Here is a 25,160-nt window from a genome sequence, read left to right on the forward strand (position 1 = left end):
CGGTTTCGAGGCGAACTGACGTTCACGTGGTCGCGCCATAGACTCACGGCATGGCCGAGGTGATCGCGAAGGACGGGGCCGGGGAGTTCGACGGCGAGATCATACGGATCATCCCCGGCCGCGACCGAGAGGTGCACCAACTGCGGCAGTTGGTCGGCGAGGTCACCGTGCCGCTGCCGCACCCCTACGCGCCGGCGGACGCCGTGCCCGGCGGCCCCGGACACGAACCCGCGGCGCCGCAGCCGCCCCGGGCTGAGCCGGCGGGCGCGGTCCCGGTGAAGTTCCGCAAGGAGCCGGAGGAGGAGCCGGAGGCGGTGGGCGCGGCTTCCGGGTCCGCGGTCCCGGGCGACGACCACGACGCGGTGCTGCGCCGGCCGGGCGAGCTGGGCGAGTTGCACGCCGCCGGGGTGCTGACGGACGAGGAATTCGCAGCCGCAAAGCGGGCGATTCTGCAGCGCATGGGCGGTAACCGCTGACCACGCGCGGCTCCCGGTCCCCCGTTGGCGAAAACTTGGGCCGGAATTAAACCTTCAACGCTCTTCACTCCAGCCCCACTGGCCCCAATAATCGGGCCCCATGACTATTTACGACTCGATCGGCGGGGAGGCGGCGGTCTCGACCGCCGTGGACAACTTCTACGACCGAGTGCTCGACGACCCGGAGTTGAAGCCGTTCTTCGACGGCATCGACGTCCAGCGCCTCAAGCGCCACCAGCGCGCCTTCATCGGCGCCGCCCTCGGCGGTCCCGGCGGCTACAACGGCCGCGGCATGCGGAAGGCCCACGAGGGGCTCGGCATCACGACGGCCCACTTCGAGCGGGTCGTCGGCCACCTGGCGGCCACCCTCATCGGCCTGGGCGTACCGGACGACACGGTGAAGACCATCGGGGAGTCCCTGGAGCCCTTGCGCGGGGAGATCGTCCAGGAGGCGTAGCGCGCGCCCGGAACTTACTCTGCCCGCATGACCGACCTCGGCGGGCTGCCGCACGTCGCGCCCATGCTGGCGGTCTCCGGCAGCCTGCCGACGGCCGCCGCGGACCCCTCGTGGGCGTACGAGCTGAAGTGGGACGGCATCCGCGCCGTCGCGTACGCCCCGGGCGACGGCGCGCTGACGCTGCTGACGCGCAACGACAACGACGTCACCGCCCGCTACCCCGAGCTGGCCCCGCTCGGCGCGGCCGTCGCCGCCGCCGGGCACGCCTGCGTGCTCGACGGCGAGATCGTCGCGCTCGGCTCCGACGGCCGCCCCTCCTTCGGTGCGCTGCAGCGCCGCATGAACCTCACCCGCGGCGCCGTCATCGCGCGCCTCGCCGCGGAGGTGCCGGTCGACTACATGGTGTTCGACGTGCTCCACCTCGACGGCGAATCGACCCTGCGCCTGCCGTACCGCGAACGCCGCGCGCTGCTCACCGGCCTGCACCTGGAAGGACCGCGCTGGCGCACTCCCCCGCACTGGGAGGGGCACGGCACCGAGGCGTGGGAGATGACCAGGCGGTACGGGCTGGAAGGGCTGCTCGCCAAGCGGCTGTCGTCGCCGTACCTGCCGGGCCGGCGCAGCGGACTCTGGCTGAAGATCAAAAACGTCCGCACCCAGGAGGTCGTGGTCGGCGGCTGGACGGAGGGCGCGGGCAGCAGGTCGGACGCGATCGGCGCGCTGCTGATGGGCGTGTGGACGCAGGACGGGGACCTGGCCTACGCGGGCACGGTGGGCAGCGGCTTCTCCCGGCACACGCTGGAGGTGCTGCGGGAGAGGCTGGCGCCGCTGGCGCGGGAGACGAGCCCCTTCGCGGGCCCGGTCGCGGACCGGCACGTGCGGGCGGCGAGGGCGGTGCACTGGGCGGAGCCGGAGCTGGTGGGGGAGGTGGCGTACGGCGAGTGGACGGAGACGGGCGTGCTGCGGCACCCGGTGTGGCGGGGGCTGCGCCCGGACAAGTCGCCGGAGGAGGCCAGGAGGCCGGAGGCGTAGCGGACGTCCGCCCCGTACCGCACGACGCCCGGTGTGCCCGGCGCCCCGAGCGCGCCGGGCACACCGCCGGGGCGCGCGCGCAGCGCCGGCGGACGGCCGGGCGGAAGGCCCGCCATCCGGCGGCGGGATCGTTCGCTCTCCGCGGTTGCGGCGCGCACCGCGCCGTTCGGGCCCGCGGAGTCGTCCTGCTTCGCCTCGCCCCGGCACGGTCGCGGTGGTGCGTGACCATGACCGCGCCGCTCCCTTCCACTGTCCCACGAATGGACTAATCGGTCATATCCGGCAGGTCGAAGTGCGTGTCGAGCAGCGACCGCAGGAGATCGCCGTGCGCGTCGATGCGCTCCACCACGTCGCCGGGGAGGAAGACCAGCTCGTCGGGGTCGGTGCAGCTCTCCACCTCGTCCCAGGTCAGCGGGGTGGACACGGTCGGCCTGGCCTTGGCGCGCAGCACGTAGGGGGCGACGGTGGTCTTCGCCCGGGAGTTCTGGCTCCAGTCGACGAAGACCTTCCGCGGACGCAGTTTCCGGGCCATCTGGTGCAGGATCAGCTCCGGATGCTCCTGCTCCAGCCTCCGCGCCAGGGACTTCGCGTACGCGCTGGTGTCCTCCGCGGAGGCGGGGGCGAGGGGCACGTACAGGTGCAGCCCCTTGGAGCCGGAGGTCTTGGGCCAGGCGTCGAGCCCGTCCGCGCGCAGTTCCTCGCGCACGAACAGCGCGGCGCGGCAGCACTCGACGACGGTGGCGGGCGGGCCGGGGTCGAGGTCGAAGACGATCCGGTCGGCGAGCCGTTCGCCGGCCCGGACCCGCCTCTCCTTCTTCCCGCCGGGGTCCTGCGCCCGCCACTGCGGCACGTGCAGCTCCAGCGCGGCGAGGTTCGCCGCCCAGAGCAGGGTCGGCAGGTCCTGGACCAGGACGTGGTGCACGGTGCTCCGGGTCAGCTCGACATCGACGACCCTCACCCATTCAGGGGTGCCGGCGGGGGCGTTCTTGGCGAAGAACCGCTGCCCCTCCACGCCGTCCGGGAAGCGCAGGAAGGACGCGGCCCGATCGCGTACGTGCGGCAGCAGGACGTCGGCGACTTGGGCGTAGTAGTGCAGCGCCTCGCCCTTGGTGAAGCCGTGCTCGGGCCACAGCACCTTGTCGAGGTTGCTGAGCTTCAGGCGGCGCCCTTCGACCTCGGTGACCGTCATATGCTGAACCTCCGGGAGAGAGGACATATGGATGAAATCTATATGGAAGGGCGCGATCTCCTTCGGGCTGGTCAGCATTCCGGTCCAGCTCTACTCCGCCACCGAGGAGCACGGGGTGTCCTTCCGCCAGGTCCATGCGGAGGACGGCGGCCGGATCCGCTACCGGCGGTTCTGCGAGCTGGAGGACCGCGAGGTCCAGTACGCGGAGATCACCAGGGCGTACGAGACGGCGGACGGCGAGCTCGTCGTGCTCACCCCCGAGGATCTCGCCCAGCTCCCCCTGCCGAGCAAGAAGATCATCGACGTGGTGGGCTTCGAGGAGGCCGGCTACTTCGACCCCATCCAGTTCTCCCGCGCGTACTACGTCAAGGCCGCGGACGCCGCGGCGGCCAAGCCGTACGTCCTGCTCCGCGAGGCGCTGAAGCGCTCGGGGCGGGTGGCGGTGGTCAAGGTCGCGCTCCGCAACCGCGAGGCGCCGGCGCTGGTGCGGGTGCTGGAGGAGGAGGACGTCCTCGTCCTGCACACCATGCTCTGGCCCGACGAGGTGCGTTCGGCACAGTCGGTGGCCCCGGACGAGAAGGTGACGGTGCGCCGGCAGGAACTGGACATGGTCGACTCCCTCATGGACGCGCTGGGCGGCTATGACCCGGACGAGTTCACGGACGAGTACCGCGAAGCGGTCGAAGCACTCGTCGCGAGCAAGGAGGGCCTTGCACCGCTGCCGAAGGAGGCGGCGGGCGAGGAGAAGGGCCAGGTCATCGACCTGATGTCGGCGCTGGAGGCGAGCGTCCAGGCGGCGCGGGACAAGCGCGGCGGCACGGCCCGGCCCGAGAAGAAGGCACCGGCGAAGAAGACGGCCGCGAAGAAGAAGGCGACGACGGAGAAGAAGGCACCGGCGGCGAAGAAGACCGCGGGCAAGAAGAAGACCGCCGCGGCGAAGAAAACGGCGGGCAAGAAGACGGCGAAGAAGCCGGGCAAGGCCGCCTGAGGGGAGCAGGGGCCCCGGACCCCGGAGCCGGCACAGGGCGGGGGCCCGCCCCTCGGCGGACCCCCGCGCTGGAGGCAGGGCGGGAAGGCGGTCAGAACCAGCGGCCGCGCCGCTTGCCGCGCCCCATGTCCTCGGCGGCGCCGGGGGTGTCGGCACTCTCGGGCGCGGCGGCGTGGCCGGGAGAGCCGCTGCTCTCCTCGCGCTGCTCGCGGCGGGCGCCTTCGCCCAGGTCGTAGCCTTCCTGCACCTCGCGGACGGTCATCGACGAGCTGGAGCCGGCCGGGATGTTCTCGACGATCTCCTCGGACTTGAGGACGGTCTCGAACGTCTGGGTGTCCTCGATCCGCCGGGTGCCGATGTCGGCGACGGCGTAGGGCTCGGACACCTTGTGGACGACGACCTCGGCGTCCTCGCCGTAGAGCGGCACCCTCACGCTGCGCTCCACGAACTCGTGGTGCTCGCCGGGGACCAGATTGCTCTCCTTGCCGTCCACGTCGCTGCGCCGGACGATGCACTCGTCGTGGCCGCGGGTGACCTCGAACCGCTGCGGGGTCTCCCGCACCCGGACCGAGACCTCGGCCTCGCCCATCGGCTGCCGCCGCTCGACCGGCTCGACCTGCAGCCGCTCGCGGTACGCGACGACGCGCTGGGCCTCCGCCGCATCGCCCTGCGGCGCGTTGCCCTGCGGCGCGCTTTCAGGCTGCTGACCGGACTGGCCCATCTGCTCGCCCGTGTCGCCGCCGCCCGCCGCGGCGGCGGCGTCGGTCTCGCGCCCTACCCCCGCGGCGTTCGCGGCCTTGCTCTTGCCGCCACTGGCTGTGTTCCTGTGGGTCTGCACTGTTCCTCCCGCTGGATGGTGCGTGCAGGGATAGAAGCGGCCCGCCGACTCGGTCGACGAAACCGACATACCACCATGTAACGCCTCCGCCGTTCAGGTGTCGACCGGAGGGAGTAATCAGCGGCTCGCACGCGGCTCAGCGCCGCGCGTCATCGCCCTGGTCGTCCCCGGCGCGCCGCCCCGGACGTTTGCGCAACCTGGCGCGGCCGACCTCGCGAAGCTGCGGGTCGGGATCGATGGCCTGTTCCTGTTCGTCGTCGTACGCGTCCCGAGGGGCCTCGGGGGGCGCGGACTCACCCCGGCGCTCGTCGCCGTCGGGACGCCCGTGACCCTCGCGCCCCGTACCGCCGTCGCGGCCGGAGCCGCCGGTCGGACGCTTGCCGGTGGTGTGCACGGATGCCTCCCGCCCCGGAAACAGGGGATACGCCTCCCCCGGGGGAACGGATCGGGGGAAGCCCGACAGTTCCATGAAAACGCGGGCGAACGGGCGTGTCGAACGCAGGACACGCCGGCCCCGGGGGCCGGGCGGTCCCCGGGCCGGTCCGTGCGGCATCGCACAGCGGAACCGGCGGCGGGCCCCGTACGCGCGGCGCCCCGCCCGTCACCCCCGCATGCGGCGCACCGCGCGGCGGGCAACCACCCGGACCAGGTCCCTGACCGGTACGTTCCGCACCGGCCTGTCCTCCACGGCTCCCGTCGCCTCCGGCGCCGGGGGCGGCGGGGCGGCCTTCGCCGCCAGGGCGGCGGACGCCAGTATCCCGCCCAGCACCGCCTCCGTCGCCGCCTCCGTGGGGATCTCCTTCGCCACCACCGGTTCCGCCGCCGTGCGCGGCCGGCGCGCGAGGGCGGCCAGGTCGCCGATCACCCGGACTCCCGACGCCGCGACCCCCGCGACCACGCGCTCCGCGACCTCCGCGATCTCCGCCTCCGCCCACGGCGGGGTCGTGATCCGCGGTTCGTCCGGTGCCGGCTCCAGCGACTGCAGCCGCGGGACCACGCCCTCGCGGATCACCTTGCCCTGCCGCCACGCGCTCCAGTTGCGGTCCCGGAGCTTGCGGTTGAGCTGGAGCAGCAGCTCCGCCTCGCTCTGCGTCAGCGACGTGTTGCCGCCGCTCTGCTGCGGTTCGAGCACCCTCTCCGGCAGGTCGAGCAACTGCTCGAAGACGCGGAACTGCCACAGCGGCCTGGCCTCGTCCACCACCACGGCCGTCAGGTTCTCCGGCCCCGCGGCCGCCGCCCACCTCCCGATCAGCTCGTCGTGCCGCTGCAGATGCCAGAAGTCCGGGGTCGGCTCGGCGTACGGGGCCCTGCGCAGCATGCCGTCGAGCCAGGTCTCGTACGACTCGCAGAGCCCGTGCTTGACGTACTGCTGCCAGTGGGACGGCATGATCTTCTGCAGCGGGCGCAGCGTCACGACGACGTGCACGGGGCGACCGCCCGCCAGCTCCTTCACCGCCTGCCGTGCGGCGCCGGCGGACGCCGTCGCGAAGAACTCGCTGCTCGCGAAGAACCGCATGTCGCCCGCCTCCGCCGCCTCGGCGCAGAACGCCTCCCACGGCTCCCGCTCGGCCGCCGTCGGGTCCTCCCTGGCGATCGCGACGGCCGGGTCCTTCGCCTGGCGGCCCCGCCCGGCGTAGACGACGCCGTGCTCCCGCAGGGCGGGGCGGGCGTGGTGGAAGGCGGCCTGGAGGGCGGTGGTGCCGGTCTTGTGGGGGCCGATGTGGAGCAGCCGCGTGCCCGGCGGTGTGGGCGCGGCGCCTTGCTCTTCCCGCATGGAAGGGCCTTTCGTGGTTCCGGAGGAGGTCCCCGATTCTGCGACGGCGTGGTCACCGGCCGGTGAGGGGAAGCCGAACAACCGGCGAACAAACCGCCCCCGGCCCGGCCGCGCAACTTTCGGTCCGGGTGCTCGTTGCCCCGGTCGTGAACGTGAACCCGACGAAGCCGCGCCTGCGGCTCGCCGCCCTCGTCCTCGCCGCGGCGCTCGCCGGCGCCGCCGCGGCCGCCGCCCCCGCCGCCCTCGCGGACGGCGACGCCGCACAGCCGGCCGCGCTGTCGCAGGCCGCGGGCCTCGACCCGTACGTGCAGACGCATCTGATGTTCGGCACGGTGCGGCCCGACGGCGGCCCTGACGTCACGGACCGGCAGTTCCACGCGTGCGTCGACGAGGTCGTCACGCCGCGCTTCCCGGCGGGGCTGACGGTGGACGAGGTACGGGGCCAGTACCGCGACCGGCACGGCACGATCGAGCGGGAGCGCTCGTACGAAGTCTGCCTGCTCTACCCGCAGGCCGGGGCGCGGCGGCACGACGCCCGGATCGAGGAGATCCGCGACGCCTACACCGCGCGGTTCGCGCAGGAGTCGGTGGCCCGGATCGACGAACCCGCCCGCGCCGGCTTCTGAACGGAATCCCCCGTCAGCCGGACTCCCTGACCACCAGCCGCGGCACCGTCACCACCGGTTCCTGGCGCTCCTGACCCCCGCCCAGGCTGCGCAGCAGCAGCCGGGCCATCAGGCGGCCCATCCCCTCGACGTCCTGGTGGACGGTCGTCAGCGGCGGCTCGGTCCAGGTGGCCGGATCCAGATCGTCGTAGCCGACGACCGCGACGTCCGCCGGGACGCGGCGGCCGTGCGCGCGCAGGGTGCGCAGGGCGCCGGTGGCCATGAGGTCGGAGCCGGCGAACACGGCGTCGAGGTCCGGCGCGCGGGCCAGCAGTTCGGCCATCGCGCGCTCGCCGCCGGCCGGGGTGAAGTCCCCCTCCGCGACGAGTCCGGGCCCGTCCCCGGCATCGTACGGACCCCCGTGCGCACCCACCGCCGCCCTGTACCCCGCCAGCCGGTCCACCGCGGAGGTCTGGTCCAGGGGCCCCGCGATGTGCCCGATCCGCCGCCTCCCCCGGTCCAGCAGGTGACGGACCGCCAGCTCCGCCCCCGCCCGGTTGTCCGTGTCCACGTACAGCAGCCCCTGCTCCGCCGCGGCCCCCGGCCAGCCCGGCCGGCCGCCGTAGACGACCGGCAGGCCCGCCTCCGCGGCCATGCCCGGCAGCGGGTCGTCGCGGTGCAGCGAGAACATCAGCGCGCCGTCGACGTGCCCGCCTGCCAGGAACCGGCCGATGCGCGGATAGTCCTCCCGGTCCGCGACGTACAGCAGCACCAACTGCGTGTCCGCGGCGGCCAGCGTCCCGCTGATCCCCCGCAACTGCCGGGCGAAGAACGGGTCGGCGAAGACCCGGCTCTCGGGCTCCGCGATGACGACGGCGACCGCGCCCGTGCGCCGGGTGACGAGCGTGCGCGCGGCCTGATTCGGTACGTAGCCCAGTTCGGCCACGGCGCGGTGCACCCGCTCGCGCAGCGGCTCGCGGACCCCCGTGCCGCCGTTGACCACGCGCGACACCGTGGCCCGCGACACTCCGGCACGGGCGGCCACGGCCTCCAGCGTGGGGCGGTTCCCGGACACGTCAACTCCTCTTCGCTCGATGGGCCTTGACAGTAGCCCGCTCACTCGGCAGTGTGCCTCAACACAACCTGAGAGCGCTCTCAAACACGCGCATCCCCAGGGGAGAACTCCTCATCCCCCCACACTCCGAGGAGCTGCCAGACATGCACGCAACACGACTACGGTGGCGCAGGATCCTGCTCTGCGCGGTCGCCGCCCTGGCCGCGATCAGCGCCCTGACCCTGCCCTCCGCGACGGCCGGCGAGGACGGCGGCGACGATCCGGCGCCTCTCGCCGAGGTCTTCCGCGACGACTTCGACGGCGCCGCCGGCTCCCCGCCGGACGCCGCGAACTGGATCACCGACACCGGCACGTCCTACCCCGGCGGCCCCGCCAACTGGGGCACCGGCGAGATCCAGACGTACACCGACAGCCCGGACAACCTCCAGAAGGACGGCAACGGCAACCTCACCATCACCCCCCGCCGCAACGGCTCCGGCGGCTGGACATCGGCGCGGATCGAGACCCAGCGCACCGACTTCCAGGCCCCCGCCGGAGGTCTGATGCGCATCGAGGCCCGTATCCAGATGCCGAACATCACGGGTGACGAAGCCCTCGGCTACTGGCCCGCGTTCTGGACCCTGGGCGACGCCTACCGCGGCAACTACTGGAACTGGCCGGGCATCGGCGAGTTCGACATCATGGAGAACGTCAACGGCATCGACAGCGTCTGGGGCGTCCTGCACTGCGGCACCGCGCCCGGCGGCCCGTGCAACGAGAACGACGGCCTCGGCGCCTCCCGTGCCTGCCCGGGCGGCACGTGCCAGTCCGGCTTCCACGAGTACGCCCTGGAACTGGACCGCACCGGCTCCGTCGAGGAACTGCGCTGGTACGTGGACGGCCAGCAGTACCACTCCGTCAACGCGGACCAGGTAGGCGCCGAGACCTGGGCGAACCTCGCCCACCACGGCCACTTCCTCCTCCTCAACGTCGCCATGGGCGGTGCCTTCCCCGACGGCGTCGCCGGCCACGCCACCCCCACCGACGCCACCCGGCCCGGCGTGCCGATGGTCGTCGACTACGTGTCCGTCGAACAGTCCGGAGGTACCGCCGAATGATCTCGCGACGCAGGCTGCTGGGTGGTCTGGCCGTCGCGTCCGCCGCCGCGGGGACACCTCTGGTGCTCTCCGCGGCGCGGGCGGGCGGCGCCGCCGCGGCCCTCGACGTGACCGTCGTCAACAAGACCGGCGCGTACGAGAACTCCTCCATCAGCATCTACGTCGTCGGCAACGAGGGCGGCCGGCAGGTCCGTCTCACGCCGGACGGCACCCTCGCGCCCATATCGCTCGACGACAACGGCGCCGACGGCTACACCGACTACGCGATCCCCTTCGCCGGCAGCGGCGACACGTCCCTGACGCTGCCGAACATGTCCGGTCGCCTCTACGTCGCCCTCGGCGGCAAGCTGAAGATGAAGGCGGTCACGGACGGCGCCGGCAACGCGGCGCTCGCCTACCCCGCCGGCTGGGTGGCCACCGACCCCAACTACCCGGTGGTGCACGACTGCATGGAGTTCACGCTCAACGACGCCGGCATGTTCTGCAACACCACGATGGTCGACATGTTCAGCGTCCCGATGTCCATCCACCTGACGGGCGAGGCCGACCAGACCACCGGGACGCTCAAGGACGGCGCCCGCACGCAGGTGTTCGACACCCTGGCGGGCACCGAGGGCTTCGACCGGCTGGTGGACGCGGACGGGCTCCGGGTCATCGCCCCCGGGCACGGCCTGGACGGCGGGCTGTTCGACGGCGCCTATCTCGACGGGTACGTGGACGAGGTGTGGTCGGCGTACGCGGGCAAGGATCTGAAGGTCACCACGAACGCCGGTACCTTCACCGGACGCGTCGCCGGCGACCGGCTGTCCTTCACCGGCCCCGCCGACGTGGCCTTCGACCGGCCGCCCACCCGCGACGTGCTGTTCTGCGACGGCAAGCTCGCCGCCCCGAACGACGGCACCACCGGACCGGTCGCCGCCATCCTCGGCGCCGCTCTCAACCGCACCACGCTGCGCGACCACGCCGACCAGCCGGTGACCGACGCGTCCGCCTTCTACGGCACCGACCTCACCAACCACTACGCGCGGGTGATGCACGAGGTCTCGCAGGACGGGCGGGCGTACGGGTTCGCCTTCGACGACGTCTCCGGCTTCGCGTCGTACATCGAGGACCGGGCGCCGCAGCAGCTCACGCTGACGCTGACGCCCTTCTGACGCCCACGGGAGCCGGCGGGGGGCAGCGGGAGCCCGCCGGTTCCCGCGGGGCCGCGGAAACCGCGGCGGGCCGGGGGCTGTCCGGTGGTCAGGGCCGGGCAGCCCACGGCCGGCGGCGCGGCGGCGCGCCCCGCCTCCGCGAGGTTACGCGCTGCTCACCGACAGCTTGGCGGCGAAGCCGAGGAAGGCCGTGCCCGCCGCGGCCGACATCCCGGCCGTCAGCCGCCGCCGGCGGCGGAAGAGCGCCGCGAGGTGCGTGCCGCTGAAGATCAGGGCGGTCAGGTACGTGATGCTGAACACCTGCGCCCAGGCCGCCAGCACGAGGAACGTCAGCTCCGGATGCGCGTACGCCGGATCGATGAACTGCACGAAGAAGGAGACGAAGAAGAGGATCGCCTTCGGGTTGAGCAGGCTGACGACGAACGCCCGCCGGTACGGGCGCTCCATCTCCTCGCGCACCGGTTCCGCCCGCGCCGTTTCCGCCGGCGCCGGGCCGCCCTCCGCCCGGACGGCGGACCGCGCCCCGCGCTCGCGCCACATCCGCCACGCCCCGCGCAGCATCCCGACCGCCAGCCAGGTCAGATAGCCGGCGCCCGCGAACTTGACGACGGCGAACGCCGTCGGGCTGGCCTCCAGCAGCGAGGCCACGCCGCCCGCGGAGAGCACCATGAGCACCATGTCGCCGCACATCACGCCGCCGGCCGCGCGGTAGCCCGCCCGGGCGCCGCGGCGGGCGGCGACAGAGACGACGTAGAGGGAGTTGGGCCCCGGGAGCAGGATGATCAGGGCCAGTCCGGCGAGGTACGTCGACAGATCGGTGACTCCAAGCATGCGGGTCAGGCTGCCATGCGCCCGCCCGTTCGTACGAACGGATAAGCCGCGGTCCCGCATGCCGGACAGGAGCGGCCCTCTGCACCGTCCGGTTAGGCTCGTGGCGGATCACCGGTCAACGGCGGAGGGGGCCCGTAGGGCATGGACGAGGGAAGAGTCACGGCGGTCTGCCGCAGCGGCGAGTACACCTTCCACAAGCCGGTCCGCGAGTCGATCACCCTGCTCGCCGGCCTCGGGGTGGAGGGAGACGTGCATGCCGGTGTCACGGTCAAGCACCGCTCCCGGGTCGCCCGCGACCCCTCCCAGCCGAACCTGCGCCAGGTACACCTGATCCACGAGGAACTGTTCGCCGAGGTCGCCGCGGCGGGCTTTCCGGTACGCCCCGGGGAGCTGGGCGAGAACATCACCACCCGCGGCCTCGACCTGCTCGGCCTGCCCACCGGCACGCTGCTGCACCTCGGCGCCGAGGCGGTCGTCGAGGTCACCGGGCTGCGCAACCCCTGCCACCAGATCGACGACTTCCAGAACGGGCTGCTGAAGCAGGTCACGGGCCGGGACGCGGCGGGGCGCGTGGTGCGCAAGGCGGGCGTGATGAGCGTGGTGCTGACGGGCGGAGTGGTACGTCCCGGGGACCCGGTCGCCGTCGTGCTGCCGGATGCCCCGCACCGCCCGCTGCAGAGGGTCTGACACGCCGGTCACGTCACCGGCCGGCCGGTGGCGGAGCGGTCACTCGCGGGACGAGGGGGCGACAGTCCGGCCGCGGCGGCGCGCCCGGGATGGCTGCCCGAATTAGGCTGCTATGCGTGCCCCAACGCATCCTGCACACCGCCGACGCCGAGGACGCCCCGCTCCGCGCCGCCCTGCGCCGGCTGCGCGCCGCGGAGGACGTACCCGCCGCCTTCCCGCCCGAGGTGCTCGCCGAGGCCGACCGCGCCGCGAAGGCGCCCCGGCTGCCCGAGCGGGACGCGACCGACATCCCGCTCTACACCGTCGACCCGGCCGACTCCCGCGATCTGGACCAGGCCCTCCACGTCGCGCGCCGGGGAGGCGGCGGGTACCGCATCCGCTACGCCGTCGCCGACGTCGCCGCGTTCGTGACCCCCGGAGGGGCCCTCGACGACGAGGCGCGCCGCCGCGTGACGACGCTCTACTTCCCCGACACCCACGTGCCCCTGCACCCCGCACAGCTCTCCGAGGGCGCCGCGAGCCTCCTGCCCGACCAGCCGGCCCCCGCGCTGCTGTGGGAGATCGACCTGGACTCCAGCGGGCAGATCGCCGAGGCCACCGTCACCCGTGCGCTGGTACGCAGCCGGGCGCGGCTCGACTACGGCGGCGTACAGCAGACCATCGACGAGGGCACGGCGGAGGAGCCGGTGGCGCTGCTGCGCGACATCGGGCTGCTGCGCGAGGAGATGGAGCGCGAGCGCGGCGGGATCTCGCTCGGCGTACCGGAGCAGGAGCTGCTGCGGCGGGACGGGGGCTACACGCTGGAGTACCGCGCCGCGCTGCCGGCCCACGGCTGGATCGCGCAGGTGTCCCTGCTCACCGGGATGGCCGCCGCCGAGCTGATGCTCTCCTCCGGCACCGGCATCCTGCGTACGCTGCCGCCCGCCCGGCGCCGCGCGCTGACCCGTCTGCACCGGGTGGCCCGCGCGCTGGACGTCGACTGGCCCGAGGGTCTCGACTACCCCGAGCTGATCCGCTCCCTCAACCCGCAGATGGCCAATCACGCGGCGTTCCTCCAGGAGTGCACGTCGCTGCTGGGCGGCGCCGGGTACACCGTCTTCGACGGCCGGTCGCCGGCGCGGCAGGACGTGACGCACGCCGCGGTGGGCGACGAGTACGCGCACTGCACGGCACCGCTGCGGCGGCTGGCCGACCGGTACGCCGGGGAGCTGTGCGTGGCGGCGTCGGCCGGCGAGGCGGCGCCGGAGTGGGTGCGCGAGGCGCTGGGCGGCCTCCCGGAGCTGATGGCCGGGGGCGCGGCGCGGGCGGAGCGGCTGGAGCGGCAGTGTGTGGACCTGGTCGGGGCGGCGCTCATGAGCGGCCGGATCGGGGAGGTCTTCGACGGGCACGTGGTGGAGGTCGACGCGCACCGGCCGACGCGGGGCACGGTCCAGCTCTACGAGCCGGCCGTCCTCGGCCACGTGGTGTCGGAGGACCCCGCGGGCGCGCCGGCGCCGCCGGCGGCCGGGGAGGGCGCGGAAGGCGCGGGAGACGCGGGGGACGCGGAGGGCGCGGACGGTGGGAGGGCCGCGGATGGCGGGGAGTCGGCTGCGGGCGGGCAGGGCCCGGAAGGTGACGCGCCCGCCGCAGTCGCACCGCCCGCTGCCGGCGCCGAGCCCGCCGCCGGAGCGGAACCCGCTCTCTCCGCGGAGCCCACCCTGGAGGCGGAGCTGGCTTTCGGCGCGGAGCTGGCTCTCGGCGCCGAGCCCGCCGACTCCACCGAGCCCGCCGGCGCGGAGCCCACCGTCGGCGGCTGGCCCGCCCCCGGCGAGCCGCTGCCGCTCGGCCGCCGGGTGCGGGTGCGGGTGACGGCGGCGGAGCCCGGGGTGTCCCCGGTGCTCTTCGCGCCGGAACTCTGAGCGGGCAGCGGCGCACCGCCGGAGTCCCCCCGCTCCCCCGCCCGCTCCCGCTCCCCTTCGCGCGCCGCGCACGCCCGGCGCAGGGCGTCGACCACCGGCCGCGGGTCGTCCGCGTAGAACCGCAGCACCCGCGCCTCGGCCCGCTTGCCCAGCGGCCGGACGAAGGACACCGGCTCCGTCAGCTCGACGGTCACCGTCGTCTGCCCGCCGACGGCGAGGTCCGCCGTGCCGTCCGCGTCCAGCCGCAGCAGCCCGCCTGCGTCGGGGAAGCGGCGCTCCAGCCGGGCGTTCGCGATCAGTCCGGCCGGTACGGGGATGTCCAGCAGCACCCCGTAGCGCACGCGCAGCGAGCCGTCCGCGCCGACGACGTGCGGCCGGACCACGCAGGCCGCCTGGAGCGCGAGGATGAAGTAGAGGCCCCACACATCGAGGACCAGAACGACGGCGTGCACCATCGGCCAGGGGATGACGAGGGCGAGCGCCACGGTCTCGATGACCGAGACGAAGAGGAAGCCGTAGAACGTGAACGACTGCCCGGAGGCGTACGGGACGGGCGTGTCGCCGGGGCCGACGCCGTGCTTCGGCCGCCGGGCCAGCCAGCGCAGGGTGGCGGTGAAGAGCTTCACCTCGTGCACGGTCAGCTTGCGGACGGCGGCCGGGACGCCGTCCCGTACGGCCTCCAGGCCCGCGGCGCGGGGCGCGAGGCCGGCGCCGCGATGCCGGCGGTAGTCGGCGGCAAGCAGCGTGACCAGGGCCGCGGTGACCAGCAGGACGGCCGCCTCGACGGCGAGCAGCACGGGATCCGGGATGCGGACGCCCGAGGCGAGACAGAGCACGAGCACCAGCTCGCCGGGCACGAGCGAGGCCAGGGCACAGCGGACCGTACGGCGCAGCGCGTTCACGACGCACTCTCCCCGCGCCGCCGGTCCGCGTGCCCGGCCCCGCCCGTCTCGCCGGCCCCGCCCGACCGCTCTCCGAGCAGGGCCATCGCCCGGCGCATGACCGCGGCCTGCGCCGGGGGGAAGTCCGCGAAGAACATCTCCGCGAAGGCTTCCCCGCTCTCGTCCCCGGCCCCGGCACCGGCTGCCGCGTCCGGCCCTGCGGTGACCATCTCCCGCGCCCGGTCCGGCAGGGCGGCGACCACGTCGCGCGCCAGTTCCTCGACGCGCGGGTCGCCGGCCTCGGCGTCGGCCAGCTCGTCGAGCCGGGCGTAGATGCCGTACGCGCGCGTCATCGCCTCCGGGTCGGAGCTGAGGGCGTGCAGCAGCCCGTCGAGCCACCGCCGGTGCGCGTCGTCCGCGGTGGTGTCCAGCAGCGCGAGCAGCTCCCGCTCCTTCGCCGCGCTCGCCGGCTCCGGGACGCCGAGCCGGGCGGAGGCGCGGGACATGTCGGCGAACACCGCCGCCAGCTCCGGCGACACCGGCCCCTCGGACGTCAGCCCGCCGCTCTCCGCGTGCCGCAGCAGCTCGGCCAGGCGGACGCGGCGCTGCCGGATGGCGGCCTCCTGCCGGGCGAGGTCGGCGTCCAGCTCGGCGAGGATCTCGTGCAGCTCCCTGCCCGCGTCGTCGGCGAGCACGTCGCGCACCTCGTCGAGGCTGAGGCCCAGCTCGGTCAGGCGGCGGACCCGGGCCAGCTCGACGGCGTCGCGCAGGGTGTAGACGCGGTAGCCGTTGGCGCGGCGGGCGGGCTCGGGCAGCAGCCCGATGCGGTGGTAATGCCGCACCGTGCGGGTGGTGACCCCGGCGAGCGCGGCGAGCTCTCCGATTCGCATGGCCTCAGTAGAAACGTTGACGTCGCGACAAGGTCAAGCGACGTCCCCGGGGAGGCGGCGGATCAGCCGGCGCGCTCCCCCGCCTCCGCGGCGCCTGCCGCGGGACCTGCGGTGTCGGCCGCGGCGCACAGGTCGTCCCAGAGGGCCCGTACGTGCCGCTCCCCGGTCTCCAGCCCGCCGATCGCGACCCGCAGCAGGTAGCGGCCGTCGACCACGGTGTGCGTGACGTACGACCGTCCGCCCGCGTTGACCCGCTCCAGCGCCGCCTTCGTCGCGGCGTTGTCGGCGTCGGTGCCGCGGCCGGTGGCGACGTACAGGCACACCAGCGCCAGGCTGCGCGGCACCCCCAGCGCGAACCGCGGGTCGGCCACCGCCCACGACTCCAGCTCCGCGGCCAGCCCGACGTGCCGGCGCACGTGGTCCCGTACACCTTCGAGGCCGAAGCGGCGCAGCACCGTCCACAGCTTCAGGGCGCGGAAGCGGCGGCCGAGCGGCAGGTGCCAGTCGCGGTAGTCGACGACCGCGCCGGACTCGCTGGCGGCGTTGCGCAGATACTCCGGCAGCACGGTCAGTGCGCCGGTGAGGGTGGCGGTGTCGCGGGTCCAGAAGAGGTTGCAGTCGAAGGCGGTGAGCAGCCACTTGTGCCCGTCGGTGCTGTACGAATCGGCCAGCCCGGCGCCGTCGAAGAGCGCACGGTGCTCGGGGCAGAGCGCGGCGGCGCCGGCCCACGCGGCGTCGACGTGCAGCCACACGCCGTACTCGGCACAGACCGCGGCGATCGCGCGCACCGGGTCGACGGCGCCGGTGCTGGTGGTGCCGATCGTCGCGCAGACCATCACGGGGCGGCGCCCGGCGGCCACGTCCTCGCGTACGGCGGCGGCCAGCGCCTCCGGCGACATCGCCTGGCCGGCCCCTCCCGCCGCCACGATCCGTACGGCGTCCGCGCCCAGCCCGGCGGCGATCGCCGCCTTCTCCAGCGAGGAGTGCGTGTGCGCCGAGACGTAGAGCACCTCGCGCCCGTCCCGGCCCGCCGTCCGCCACGCGCCCCCGGAGGTCCGGTGCAGCGCGGCGAGCAGCGCCACCAGCGACGACGAGGACGCGGAGTCCTGGATGACGCCGCCGCCACCGCCGGCGAAGGTGAAAGCGGCCGGCAGCCCCATGGCGCCGGCGAGCTGGTCGAGCAGGTGCTGCTCCAGCTCCGTGCAGGCCGGGGACGTCGACCAGAGCATGCCCTGGGAGCCGAGGCCGGTGGAGAGCATGTCGCCGAGGAGCGAGGCGAGGGAGGCGTTGGCGGGGAAGTACGCGAAGAAGCCGGGGTGCTGCCAGTGCGTGGTGGCGGGCACCACGACCCGGTCCATGTCCGCCAGGACCGCCGTCAGCGGCTCGCCCTCCTCCGGCAGCGTCGCCGGCAGCCGGTCGCGTACCCAGCCGGGCTCGACGCCGGGGAGCACCGGCAGGTCGCCGACGCGGGCGCGGTAGTCGGCGATCCAGTCGACGTAGGCGTGGCCGAGCTCGCGGAATTCTTCCGGGGACAGATCTCGCTGCGACATCTGCGCATGCTAGGCACCCCAGGAATCCCGCTGGCAAGAGCCCGAGGACATCGAGCACAATGCGACGCATGAGCGGCAAGGGGGGCACGAGGGGCGCCGAGGAGTACGCCCGCTGGACGCGGACGCCGCTCGGCGCGGGCCAGTCCCTCTACCTGATGACGGCCTGCTTCACCGCCCACCGCTACGCGCCGCACGCCCACCACGAGTTCGCCGTCGGCGTGTGCACGCACGGCGCCGAGGTCATCGACTACCGCGGCGACCGGATCCGCGCCCGTCCCGGCAGCATCGTCGTCCTCGCCCCCGGCGAGGCCCACACCGGCGGCCCGCTGGGCGACGAGGGCTACGGGTACCGCGCGTTCTACCCCTCCATGGCGCTGCTCACCGACGGCGCCTGCACCGACGCCCACTTCGCCGAGCCCGTCATCGACGACCCGGGCCTGGCCGGCGCGCTGCGCGCCGCACACGCGGCGGTCGATCGCGGCGCGGAGCCGCTTGAGGCGGAATCACGGCTGCCGTGGCTGCTCGCCGCGCTGGCCCGCCGCCACGGGGCCGCCCGCCCTCAGGCCATCGCGGCGCTGGGGGGCGGCGTCGCCCGCGCGGTACGGGACCGGCTGGCGGACGAGCTGACGGACCCGCCGTCGCTCGCGGCGATCGGCTGCGACCTGGGGCTCTCCCGCTACCAGGTGCTGCGCGCGTTCCGGGACACCATGGGCATGCCCCCGTACGCCTGGCTGGCGCAGTACCGCGTGGAGCGGGCGCGGGGGCTGCTGGAGGCGGGGCACCGGCCGGCGGAGGTGGCGGGGCTCGTGGGGTTCGCGGACCAGGCGCATCTGACGCGGTGGTTCCGGCGGGTGCTGGGGGCGACTCCGGCGGCGTACCGCCGGAGCGTACGGACGTAGGCCCGGCCGCAACGGCATTCAAGACAACGGGCCGCCGGGGCGCGGACGCTGGCCGGTATGACTGCACGCGGCTGGGTTCTCTTCCTCCTCATGGGCGTCATCTGGGGAGTCCCGTATCTGATGATCAAGGTGGCGGTGGACGCGGTGTCGCCGTCGGGGGTCGTCTTCGTACGGTGCGCGCTGGGCGCGCTCGTCCTGCTGCCGCTCGCGCTGCGCGGCGGGGGGCTGTTCCGTACCGTGCGGACGCACTGGGCGCCGATGCTGGCGTTCGCCTGCATCGAGATCATCGGCCCCTGGTGGACCCTGACCGACGCCGAGCGGAAGCTGTCCAGCGCCATGGCCGGCCTGCTGATCGCCGCGGTACCCACGATCGGCGTGATCCTCGCCCGCCTCCTCGGCGACGAGGAGCGCCTGGGCCGCCGCCGCTGGCTGGGCCTCGGGCTGGGCCTCGCGGGCGTCGCGGTGCTGGCGGCACCGGAGCTGAGCGGCGGCTCGGCGTGGGCGATCACGGAGGTCATGCTCACCGCCCTCGGCTACGCCACCGCCCCGCTGATCATCGCCCGCCGCCTGAAGGACGTACCGACGCTGCAGCTCATCGCGCCCTGCCTGCTGCTGGCCGCGATCGTCTACGCCCCCGCCGGCATCGCCTCCTGGCCGGAGACGACCCCGTCGGGGAAGGTACTCGCGTCGCTCGTGGGCCTGGGGGTGCTGTGCACGGCGCTGGCGTTCGTGGTCTTCCTGGAGCTGATCCGCGAGGTGGGCCCGACGCGCGCGGTGGTCTTCACGTACATCAACCCCGCGGTCGCGGTCGCCGCGGGCGTCGCCTTCCTCGGCGAACCCCTGACGGCCTCCATCGCCGCCGCCTTCGTCCTCATCCTGGCCGGCTCCTTCCTGGCCACCGCCACCGCCACCGCCACCACCGTCCCGGCTCCCGACCGGGATCCGGCCCCGGATCCCGACCAGGACCCGGGCGGCGGCGCGGAGCCCTTCGCTGCGACTACCATGGGCTCCACGGCGGACGAGCCGGCCGGGCGGTCGCGTCGGTCCCCTCCAGGGACCGCCGAGGAACGTCCGGGCTCCACAGGGCAGGGTGGTGGGTAACGCCCACCCGGGGTGACCCGCGGGACAGTGCCACAGAAAACAGACCGCCGGGAGCCACGGCTCCCGGTAAGGGTGAAACGGCGGTGTAAGAGACCACCAGCGCCCGGGGTGACCCGGGCGGCTAGGTAAACCCCACCCGGAGCAAGGTCAAGAGGGGCCGCGCAAGCGGCCCTGCGCGGACGACCGAGGGCGGCCCGCCCGAGTCCGCGGGTAGACCGCACGAGGCCGGTGGCAACACCGGTCCCAGATGGATGACCGCCTCCCCGCGGACCGCAAGGCCCGCGGGAGACAGAACCCGGCGTACAGGCCGACTCGTCCGCCCTCACGGCCCTGACCTGGGCTTTTGCCCGGGGTCAGGGCCGTTTTCCACACCACGATGCGTCACGTCTCCACCTGCGGTTTCCCGGAAGCTCCCGCGCGTTCGCGCAAGGGACGTGTAACGCGATCCTGGTGTCGGGGCAGCGGTGAGGCCGGAGGGTAGCTGGACAGCGCTGAGAATCGCCACGGGCCTACTCCCGAGCCCGAACTGGGCCCTCAGCCACGCCGGGTTGAGCCTCAGCGTCCTCCCGGGCGCGGCCCCGCCCGCCCCACCTCATGGCCGGGCCCATGGACGGACATCCGCAGGCGCCGGCAGTGCGCGGTCTCGTTCGTCTTCGCTCCGACCTCGCCTCGTCCCCGGTTGCACAGTGGTCTGTACGGCCGGGAGCGCACCTTGTAAGAGTTGCAGTTATAATAGGCGCAATTATACTTCCCGAGGGATGCGTGCCTCCATGGACAAACCCGCCGAGATGTTCGACCGCGACTTCGAGTGGTCGGAACTGGCTCGCTTCGCAGCCCTGCCAGGATTCCGGGCCGCCCTCGGCGTGGTCTCCGGACGGCGCCGCCAGGGCAAGACCTTCCTGCTCGACGCCCTTGTCCGCGCGACCGGCGGGTTCATGTTCACCGCTACGGAGACCACGGAAGCCGACGCCTTGCGTCAGTTCGGCGAGGCTCTCGCTCACTACCGCGATCAGCCAACGCCTTTCCGTTTCGCCGACTGGGGGGAAGCTGTCACCGAGCTCATGCGTCTCGCGGACGGGGGCAGCCCCGTCACGGCGGTCATCGATGAGTTTCCCTTCGTCGCGAAGGCGTCCCCGGCTCTCCCGTCGATCATCCAGCGTGCCCTCGATCCGACGGCCCAGCGCATCAATACTCCCGTGCGGCTCCTGCTGTGCGGTTCCGCGCTGTCCTTCATGGGACAGCTCCTCGCCGGAAACGCCCCGTTGCGCGGCCGTGCCGGCCTGGAGCTTGTCGTCCCCACTCTGGACTTCCGTCTCGCCGCCGAGTTCTGGGAGATCGCCGACCCGCGCACCGCGCTGCTCACCCACGCCATCGTCGGCGGCACTCCCGCCTATCGCCGCGAGTTCACCCAAGGCGACGCCCCCGTCGGCCCCGACGACTTCGACGCCTGGGTCGTCCGCGCAGTGCTCAATCCTGCCCGCCCGCTCTTCCGGGAAGCCCGCTATCTGCTCGCCGAAGAGCCGGAACTCCACGACACCGCCCTCTACCACTCGGTCCTGGCCGCCATCGCCGCCGGAAACACCGCCCGCGGCGGCATCGCCGACTACCTCGGCCGTAAGTCCACCGATCTCGCCCACCCGCTCAGCGTCCTTCAGGACGTCGGCATGATCACGCACGAGGCTGACGCCTTCCGCCGTAACCGCTCCGCCTACCGCATCGCCGAACCCCTCATCGCCTTCTACCACGCAGTCATGCGTCCTGCCTGGGGTGACCTGGAGCGCCCCGGGCGCGCCGGTGCGGTGTGGCGCCGCGCCCAGGCCACGTTCCGCAGCAGAGTCGTCGGCCCGCACTTCGAGCAGGTCTGCCGCGAGTGGGCCCGTTGGCACGCCTCGGCCGAAACCCTCAACGGGGTGGCCACCAGAGTGGCGAGCGGCACCGTCAACGACCCCGCCGCGAAGACGAGCCACGAGGTCGACGTCGCCGTCCACGGCGAGACCGGCAACGGCGTCGAGGGGCTTTTGGCCATCGGTGAAGTCAAGTGGAACGACGTCATGGGACAGAGACATCTGGACCGCCTCCAGCGCATCCGCTCCCTGCTCATGGCGCGCGGCATCGCTACCGAGGCCACGAGACTGCACTGCTACAGCGCCGCCGGCTTCACCGACGACCTGCGCCTCCGCGCCGAAAGCGACCCCACCCTCCAACTGATCGAGCCGCAACGCCTCTACCACGGCGACTGATCAACGCTCGGATCTCGTCACCCTGTGCACGGGATGTGCAACGCCGTCGCCGAAACGGATCAGGACCTCTCCGCGCTCATGCCGGCGCCCGCCCCACCATGGGTCTGGTGCAGCCGCGGGTCCGTGGCCCGGCCTGGCTTGCTGAGAGGGGAAGCGGCACCCGGACGCAACGCAGCCACCACAGCGAGCATCACTTGCAAGAATCGTCCCCGACGTGGAACCGAACCGGCGATGGCAGCGTGCTGTTCGCCGAGGCAACAGCTCTGTTCAGGCGGTGACTGCTGGGAGGGCATGTGAGTATCGAGAGGGACTTCCCCCATCTGGGCTTCGACCCGGCCCCGGGTGATCTCCAGGACCTGTCGACTCTGGTGTCGCTGGTGGGCCGGGTGAGCGGTGAGGGCAACTCCGCACACACCGAGGTCAACAAGATCGGCGCCTCGGACGGCATCTGGGTGGGAAAGGCCGCCAACAAGTTCAGTGAGAGCGTCTCCGAGATACCGCCCTACCTGAAGAAGGCGCTGGATTCCCTCGACGAGGCACACCGAGCGCTCTCGTCGTGGCACACGACTCTGTCCCGCTTTCAGGCCGCGGCCCGCCGCCTGGAAAGCGAAGCCGCGGAGGCCGCCGGGCGGGTGAGCACGGCACAGGGGACGGTGGACGGGCTGCCCGACGACACCGAGGGCATGTCCGACCGGGAGAAGGAAGAGCACGAGCGGGACAGCAAGGGTAAGAAGCGGGCGCTGAGCGATGCGCAGGGCGAGCTGGACGCCATCCGTACCCGTGCGCGCACCCTGAACGGCGAGTTCAACACCGAAGCCCGGTACGCCGCCAGGAGACTGCGGGACGCGGCGGACGACGCGCCACCGAAGCCCAACTGGTTCGAGCGGCGGATCAACGATCTCGGCAAGATGCTGGAGAACGCCTTCGCCTCGATCACGGACCCCGAATTCTGGAAGGCCATCGGGGACTTCCTGGCCGACGCCGCGATGATCGTCGGCATCCTGGCTCTCCTCGGCGTCCCCGGGCTCGGCTGGATCGGCCTCGCCCTGGCGGGCGGTGCGCTGCTCTTCCACGGGGCCGCCTTCCTCGGCGGCGCGGAGGACGTGGGGTGGCAGACTCTCGCCTGGGACGCGGCCGGGCTCTTCGCGGGCCTCCGTGCGGTGAAGGGAATGCGGCTGGCGAAGGCGGGCAAGGACCTCAAGAGCGCCGGCACCGCCATCAGGACCCTGGGAACAGACAGCCTCAACGCGGCCAGGACCCTGAAGAACACGGCCGGCTTCAAGGCCATGGCGTCCAGCTTCATGCGCAAGCCGTGGAAGGTGAAGGATGGGCTCCAGGGGCTGCGTACCGGCGCGCAGAACTCCCTGCAGGCGTTTCGGGAGATGCGCCAGTCGTACCGCTGGATCAGCAAGGGGAACAGCATGATCCGCCAGGGTGAGTCGATGATCTCGTCGGGGCGGTTGAAGGATCTGAGGTGGACGCAGGGCGGCGTCGGCCTGTCCGGTGGTTCCAACATCAACGGCCGGTACTTCTTCGAGGACGGGGCGCCCTGGTACGGAGACTGGAACACGGGGGACATCCCCCTGGTCGGCACGGCGCCGAAGGTGTGGGATTTCGTGGAGCCCGACCGGGATCTCAGCCAGCCCCTCGCTTCTGCCGGCACCGCCTTCGACAACGGCATATCGCCCCGGGCAGGGGGGTGACAGCCGTGCGGGTCAAGCCGGCCCCGTCAGGGCCCATGCCGGAGAACGTCCGCTACGCCTTCCGCTACGAGCTCCCCGGCGCGTTCGTACACGTCCGGGACCCGATCCGGCTCGATGCCTGGCAGGAGGCGGCCGTCGAGCTGCTCCCCGGGGCGGACGAGGTGGAACGGGCCGAGTACGCCCGGCAGATGCTGCGGAGCCTGCCCACTGTGCTCGTGGCCGAGGAGACCCTCGTGGACGTGGCGGTGTGCCTGGGGATCGAGGATTCCGACGACGGCTACCGGCTCTCCCAGGGCCTGCTGGCCGTCTCCGCCCGCCCGAGCCGGCACGGCGACCGGTTGCTGGCCGCGGAGGGCATCTACCGGGCCAAGGAGCAGGCCCTCTTCGCCGGGGAACGGGACCTGACCGAGATCGACCTCCCGCGGGCGAAGGGCCGGCAAGGAGCGAAGGACACGCTGCTCGCCGTGCACCTGCCCTGCGGCCCCGGGGTGATGTCGGCGTCAGTGCGCGCGGTCCGGTCGGCGGACATAGCCGCGTCCCTGCAGAACGGTGACGCACCACCGGCCGGCAGCCCGGCGATGGTGCCCGACACCGTTTCCCTCGCCGCCCTCCAGCTCATCATCCCGGCACCTCACGACTACGTCGTGTACATCACGGTCTCCACGCCCTGCGTCGACCTGCTGACGGCGTACACCGAGCGGCTCTCCGCCATCGGCCGGACCTTCTCCTTCGACAGCGTGCAAGAGCGGGACGACGAGGAGAACGAGGCGGCTCAGCGCTCCGGCGCCGCCGATACCGGAGGAGGCCACTGAATCCCCTCGCGGGCCAGCAGCCGGAGGTACGACGCGCGGCGCCTGCGCATGAACGCCTTCGAGAACACGATCAGCAGGATCAGCGCCGCGGCGAGCCCGCCGGCGGCGACGAACACCAGCGGCTCCCCGACTCCCCCGCTCACCAGAACGGCCACCATCACGACCGCGAAGACCTTGAAAGCCAGCCCCCGCACCGGCTCCCGGCCCACCACACCGAAGTAGTCTGCCTTGATCCGCGCGTGCAGCAGCCGCACCTCACGCCGCGCGGGCCCGCGGGCGATCAGCGGTACGGGCCAGGGGTACATGCCGGGCAGCCGGCCGCCCCGGAACGCGCGCGGATAGTCACGGGCCGTGCGCTCGGCACGGCGGCCGGCATCGGGGAGACGGCGGAACGTGTGCAGCGGTGGCCGCAGATCGGCGGGGACGCCGGTGGCGAGCCCGGCGTAGCGGTAGCCGAACTGCTCCGCGCAGTAGGCGAACTTGGCGAAGAGCCAGACCGACGGCCACGGGATCGGCGTGCTGAACTCCCCGAGCGCGTCGCCCTCCTCCAGCATTGTGCGCAGGTATCGTCGCATCCGATGACGCCCCCGCTCAGCCGCCCTTGCCCATCAGCTCGTTGTAGAGCTTCTCGTCCAGCTTGGCGAACTCGTCGGCCGCCGTGTGGGTGAACGATGACACGCCCTTGGTCATCTTCGAGAGCTGGCTGAACCCGTAGTCCCATGATCCGGCGAAGTCGTCGCACGCGGCGTGGAGTTCCTCGTGCCCGATCCTGGTGGCATCGGCCCGGGTCATCTCCTTCGAGGCGCTCTTCATCCGGCTGCCGCTCTCCTCCAGGGTGCGGGCCATCTCCCTGACCTCGTCGTAGGCGAACCTCAGAAACGACACCGAACGCTCCCCCTCCGGCCTCACCGAAGAACCTCCCACCACGGTACCAGCGGGGGGTGTACGCCCTTCTACGACGAAACCGCCCGTCGCAGCGGTCG

General features: G+C 73.1%; 22 protein-coding genes, 1 other RNA gene and 2 pseudogenes. 15 read left to right on the top strand and 10 right to left on the bottom strand.

All coding sequences use genetic code 11. The features are described from left to right. Positions 1-155: 155 nt before the first annotated feature. From I003_RS32075 to ligD (I003_RS0112835), 3 genes and pseudogenes are all read left to right on the top strand, one after another. Positions 156-476: pseudogene (locus I003_RS32075) on the top strand (SHOCT domain-containing protein); the annotation flags it as partial. Positions 477-576: 100 nt separating this feature from the next. Further along, positions 577-933 (top strand): group I truncated hemoglobin, encoded by a 357-nt coding sequence (locus I003_RS0112830; protein WP_027771903.1) that lies wholly within the window; start codon positions 577-579, stop codon positions 931-933. Between the two features lie 27 nt (positions 934-960). Continuing rightward, positions 961-1,965 (top strand): non-homologous end-joining DNA ligase, encoded by a 1,005-nt coding sequence (gene ligD / locus I003_RS0112835; RefSeq protein WP_027771904.1) that lies wholly within the window; start codon positions 961-963, stop codon positions 1,963-1,965. Between the two features lie 265 nt (positions 1,966-2,230). Here ligD (I003_RS0112835) and ligD (I003_RS0112840) read toward each other — a convergent pair whose 3' ends face one another. After that, on the bottom strand, positions 2,231-3,154 hold the full coding sequence (gene ligD, locus I003_RS0112840; protein ID WP_027771905.1) for a non-homologous end-joining DNA ligase: 924 nt from the start codon (positions 3,152-3,154) through the stop codon (positions 2,231-2,233). Positions 3,155-3,185: 31 nt separating this feature from the next. Here ligD (I003_RS0112840) and ku point away from each other — a divergent pair, with 31 nt between their 5' ends. Continuing rightward, a complete protein-coding gene (gene ku / locus I003_RS0112845) occupies positions 3,186-4,142 on the top strand; it encodes a non-homologous end joining protein Ku (RefSeq protein ID WP_027771906.1) in 957 nt (318 codons plus the stop codon). Positions 4,143-4,233: 91 nt separating this feature from the next. Here the strand turns inward: ku and I003_RS0112850 are convergent, their stop codons facing one another. The 3 genes from I003_RS0112850 to I003_RS0112860 form a co-directional block, all read right to left on the bottom strand. After that, positions 4,234-4,980 (bottom strand): DUF2382 domain-containing protein, encoded by a 747-nt coding sequence (locus I003_RS0112850; RefSeq protein ID WP_027771907.1) that lies wholly within the window; start codon positions 4,978-4,980, stop codon positions 4,234-4,236. Between the two features lie 136 nt (positions 4,981-5,116). After that, positions 5,117-5,374: a hypothetical protein gene (locus I003_RS0112855; RefSeq protein WP_027771908.1), complete on the bottom strand. Its 258-nt coding sequence runs from the start codon at positions 5,372-5,374 to the stop codon at positions 5,117-5,119. Between the two features lie 207 nt (positions 5,375-5,581). Continuing rightward, entirely contained in the window at positions 5,582-6,754 is a 1,173-nt protein-coding gene (locus I003_RS0112860; RefSeq protein ID WP_027771909.1) for a hypothetical protein, read from the bottom strand. Positions 6,755-6,906: 152 nt separating this feature from the next. Between I003_RS0112860 and I003_RS0112865 the strand changes: the two genes are divergently transcribed. Continuing rightward, complete coding sequence (locus I003_RS0112865; protein WP_027771910.1) at positions 6,907-7,380, top strand: DUF3574 domain-containing protein; 474 nt, start codon at positions 6,907-6,909, stop codon at positions 7,378-7,380. A 13-nt stretch (positions 7,381-7,393) separates the two neighbouring features. Here I003_RS0112865 and I003_RS0112870 read toward each other — a convergent pair whose 3' ends face one another. Continuing rightward, the gene (locus tag I003_RS0112870; RefSeq protein WP_027771911.1) at positions 7,394-8,434 is read right to left on the bottom strand and encodes a LacI family DNA-binding transcriptional regulator; all 1,041 of its coding nucleotides are present in this window, start codon (positions 8,432-8,434) and stop codon (positions 7,394-7,396) included. Positions 8,435-8,577: 143 nt separating this feature from the next. Here I003_RS0112870 and I003_RS0112875 point away from each other — a divergent pair, with 143 nt between their 5' ends. Both I003_RS0112875 and I003_RS0112880 read left to right on the top strand, forming a co-directional pair. Beyond that, the gene (locus I003_RS0112875; protein ID WP_027771912.1) at positions 8,578-9,531 is read left to right on the top strand and encodes a glycoside hydrolase family 16 protein; all 954 of its coding nucleotides are present in this window, start codon (positions 8,578-8,580) and stop codon (positions 9,529-9,531) included. Continuing rightward, a complete protein-coding gene (locus I003_RS0112880) occupies positions 9,528-10,685 on the top strand; it encodes a beta-1,3-glucanase family protein (protein WP_027771913.1) in 1,158 nt (385 codons plus the stop codon). The genes I003_RS0112875 and I003_RS0112880 overlap by 4 nt, the downstream gene beginning before the upstream one ends. 144 nt (positions 10,686-10,829) lie before the next feature. Here I003_RS0112880 and leuE read toward each other — a convergent pair whose 3' ends face one another. Next, positions 10,830-11,516 (bottom strand): leucine efflux protein LeuE, encoded by a 687-nt coding sequence (gene leuE / locus I003_RS0112885; protein ID WP_027771914.1) that lies wholly within the window; start codon positions 11,514-11,516, stop codon positions 10,830-10,832. Positions 11,517-11,657: 141 nt separating this feature from the next. Between leuE and I003_RS0112890 the strand changes: the two genes are divergently transcribed. Beyond that, positions 11,658-12,203 carry an MOSC domain-containing protein gene (locus I003_RS0112890; RefSeq protein ID WP_027771915.1) on the top strand — a complete coding sequence of 182 codons (546 nt, stop codon included), beginning with the start codon at positions 11,658-11,660 and terminating at the stop codon, positions 12,201-12,203. 116 nt (positions 12,204-12,319) lie between these two features. Continuing rightward, positions 12,320-14,101, top strand: a complete 1,782-nt coding sequence (locus I003_RS0112895; protein ID WP_027771916.1) for an RNB domain-containing ribonuclease — start codon at positions 12,320-12,322, stop codon at positions 14,099-14,101. An 898-nt stretch (positions 14,102-14,999) separates the two neighbouring features. On the opposite strand, the gene I003_RS0112900 is transcribed toward I003_RS0112895, so the two are convergent. Together I003_RS0112900 and I003_RS0112905 are read right to left on the bottom strand one after the other, a co-directional pair. Then, positions 15,000-15,872 (bottom strand): MerR family transcriptional regulator, encoded by an 873-nt coding sequence (locus tag I003_RS0112900; RefSeq protein WP_027771917.1) that lies wholly within the window; start codon positions 15,870-15,872, stop codon positions 15,000-15,002. A gap of 62 nt (positions 15,873-15,934) precedes the next feature. Then, positions 15,935-17,422 (bottom strand): pyridoxal-dependent decarboxylase, encoded by a 1,488-nt coding sequence (locus tag I003_RS0112905; RefSeq protein ID WP_027771918.1) that lies wholly within the window; start codon positions 17,420-17,422, stop codon positions 15,935-15,937. Positions 17,423-17,490: 68 nt separating this feature from the next. Here I003_RS0112905 and I003_RS0112910 point away from each other — a divergent pair, with 68 nt between their 5' ends. The 6 genes and pseudogenes from I003_RS0112910 (at position 17,491) to I003_RS36430 (ending at position 24,177) form a co-directional block, all read left to right on the top strand. Further along, entirely contained in the window at positions 17,491-18,321 is an 831-nt protein-coding gene (locus I003_RS0112910; RefSeq protein WP_027771919.1) for an AraC family transcriptional regulator, read from the top strand. A gap of 120 nt (positions 18,322-18,441) precedes the next feature. Further along, a pseudogene (locus I003_RS32080) lies at positions 18,442-19,158 on the top strand (DMT family transporter); the annotation flags it as partial. 182 nt (positions 19,159-19,340) lie between these two features. Continuing rightward, positions 19,341-19,741: RNase P RNA component class A (gene rnpB, locus I003_RS34225), an RNA gene on the top strand. Positions 19,742-20,192: 451 nt separating this feature from the next. Then, positions 20,193-21,662 carry an ATPase gene (locus I003_RS0112920; protein WP_027771920.1) on the top strand — a complete coding sequence of 490 codons (1,470 nt, stop codon included), beginning with the start codon at positions 20,193-20,195 and terminating at the stop codon, positions 21,660-21,662. 293 nt (positions 21,663-21,955) lie between these two features. Then, positions 21,956-23,365 (top strand): putative T7SS-secreted protein, encoded by a 1,410-nt coding sequence (locus I003_RS32085; RefSeq protein WP_051368220.1) that lies wholly within the window; start codon positions 21,956-21,958, stop codon positions 23,363-23,365. A gap of 35 nt (positions 23,366-23,400) precedes the next feature. Next, positions 23,401-24,177, top strand: a complete 777-nt coding sequence (locus tag I003_RS36430) for a hypothetical protein (RefSeq protein ID WP_078563976.1) — start codon at positions 23,401-23,403, stop codon at positions 24,175-24,177. Here I003_RS36430 and I003_RS0112935 read toward each other — a convergent pair. Beyond that, positions 24,138-24,752, bottom strand: a complete 615-nt coding sequence (locus I003_RS0112935; protein ID WP_027771921.1) for a hypothetical protein — start codon at positions 24,750-24,752, stop codon at positions 24,138-24,140. The two genes, I003_RS36430 and I003_RS0112935, sit on opposite strands and share 40 nt — an antisense overlap. A 16-nt stretch (positions 24,753-24,768) precedes the next feature. After that, complete coding sequence (locus tag I003_RS0112940) at positions 24,769-25,062, bottom strand: hypothetical protein (RefSeq protein ID WP_027771922.1); 294 nt, start codon at positions 25,060-25,062, stop codon at positions 24,769-24,771. Positions 25,063-25,160: the final 98 nt, after the last annotated feature.

The organism is Streptomyces sp. CNQ329, assembly GCF_000482585.1.

What these genes read in the sequence shown, in the direction of transcription:
- I003_RS0112830 (WP_027771903.1), top strand. Translation starts at nt 577, where the DNA reads ATGACTATTTACGACTCGATCGGCGGGGAGGCGGCGGTCTCGACCGCC.
- ligD (WP_027771904.1), top strand. Translation starts at nt 961, where the DNA reads ATGACCGACCTCGGCGGGCTGCCGCACGTCGCGCCCATGCTGGCGGTC.
- ligD (WP_027771905.1), bottom strand. Translation starts at nt 3,154, where the DNA reads ATGACGGTCACCGAGGTCGAAGGGCGCCGCCTGAAGCTCAGCAACCTC.
- ku (WP_027771906.1), top strand. Translation starts at nt 3,186, where the DNA reads ATGAAATCTATATGGAAGGGCGCGATCTCCTTCGGGCTGGTCAGCATT.
- I003_RS0112860 (WP_027771909.1), bottom strand. Translation starts at nt 6,754, where the DNA reads ATGCGGGAAGAGCAAGGCGCCGCGCCCACACCGCCGGGCACGCGGCTG.
- I003_RS0112875 (WP_027771912.1), top strand. Translation starts at nt 8,578, where the DNA reads ATGCACGCAACACGACTACGGTGGCGCAGGATCCTGCTCTGCGCGGTC.
- I003_RS0112880 (WP_027771913.1), top strand. Translation starts at nt 9,528, where the DNA reads ATGATCTCGCGACGCAGGCTGCTGGGTGGTCTGGCCGTCGCGTCCGCC.
- leuE (WP_027771914.1), bottom strand. Translation starts at nt 11,516, where the DNA reads ATGCTTGGAGTCACCGATCTGTCGACGTACCTCGCCGGACTGGCCCTG.
- I003_RS0112890 (WP_027771915.1), top strand. Translation starts at nt 11,658, where the DNA reads ATGGACGAGGGAAGAGTCACGGCGGTCTGCCGCAGCGGCGAGTACACC.
- I003_RS0112900 (WP_027771917.1), bottom strand. Translation starts at nt 15,872, where the DNA reads ATGCGAATCGGAGAGCTCGCCGCGCTCGCCGGGGTCACCACCCGCACG.
- I003_RS0112905 (WP_027771918.1), bottom strand. Translation starts at nt 17,422, where the DNA reads ATGTCGCAGCGAGATCTGTCCCCGGAAGAATTCCGCGAGCTCGGCCAC.
- I003_RS0112910 (WP_027771919.1), top strand. Translation starts at nt 17,491, where the DNA reads ATGAGCGGCAAGGGGGGCACGAGGGGCGCCGAGGAGTACGCCCGCTGG.
- I003_RS0112920 (WP_027771920.1), top strand. Translation starts at nt 20,193, where the DNA reads ATGGACAAACCCGCCGAGATGTTCGACCGCGACTTCGAGTGGTCGGAA.
- I003_RS36430 (WP_078563976.1), top strand. Translation starts at nt 23,401, where the DNA reads ATGCCGGAGAACGTCCGCTACGCCTTCCGCTACGAGCTCCCCGGCGCG.
- I003_RS0112935 (WP_027771921.1), bottom strand. Translation starts at nt 24,752, where the DNA reads ATGCGACGATACCTGCGCACAATGCTGGAGGAGGGCGACGCGCTCGGG.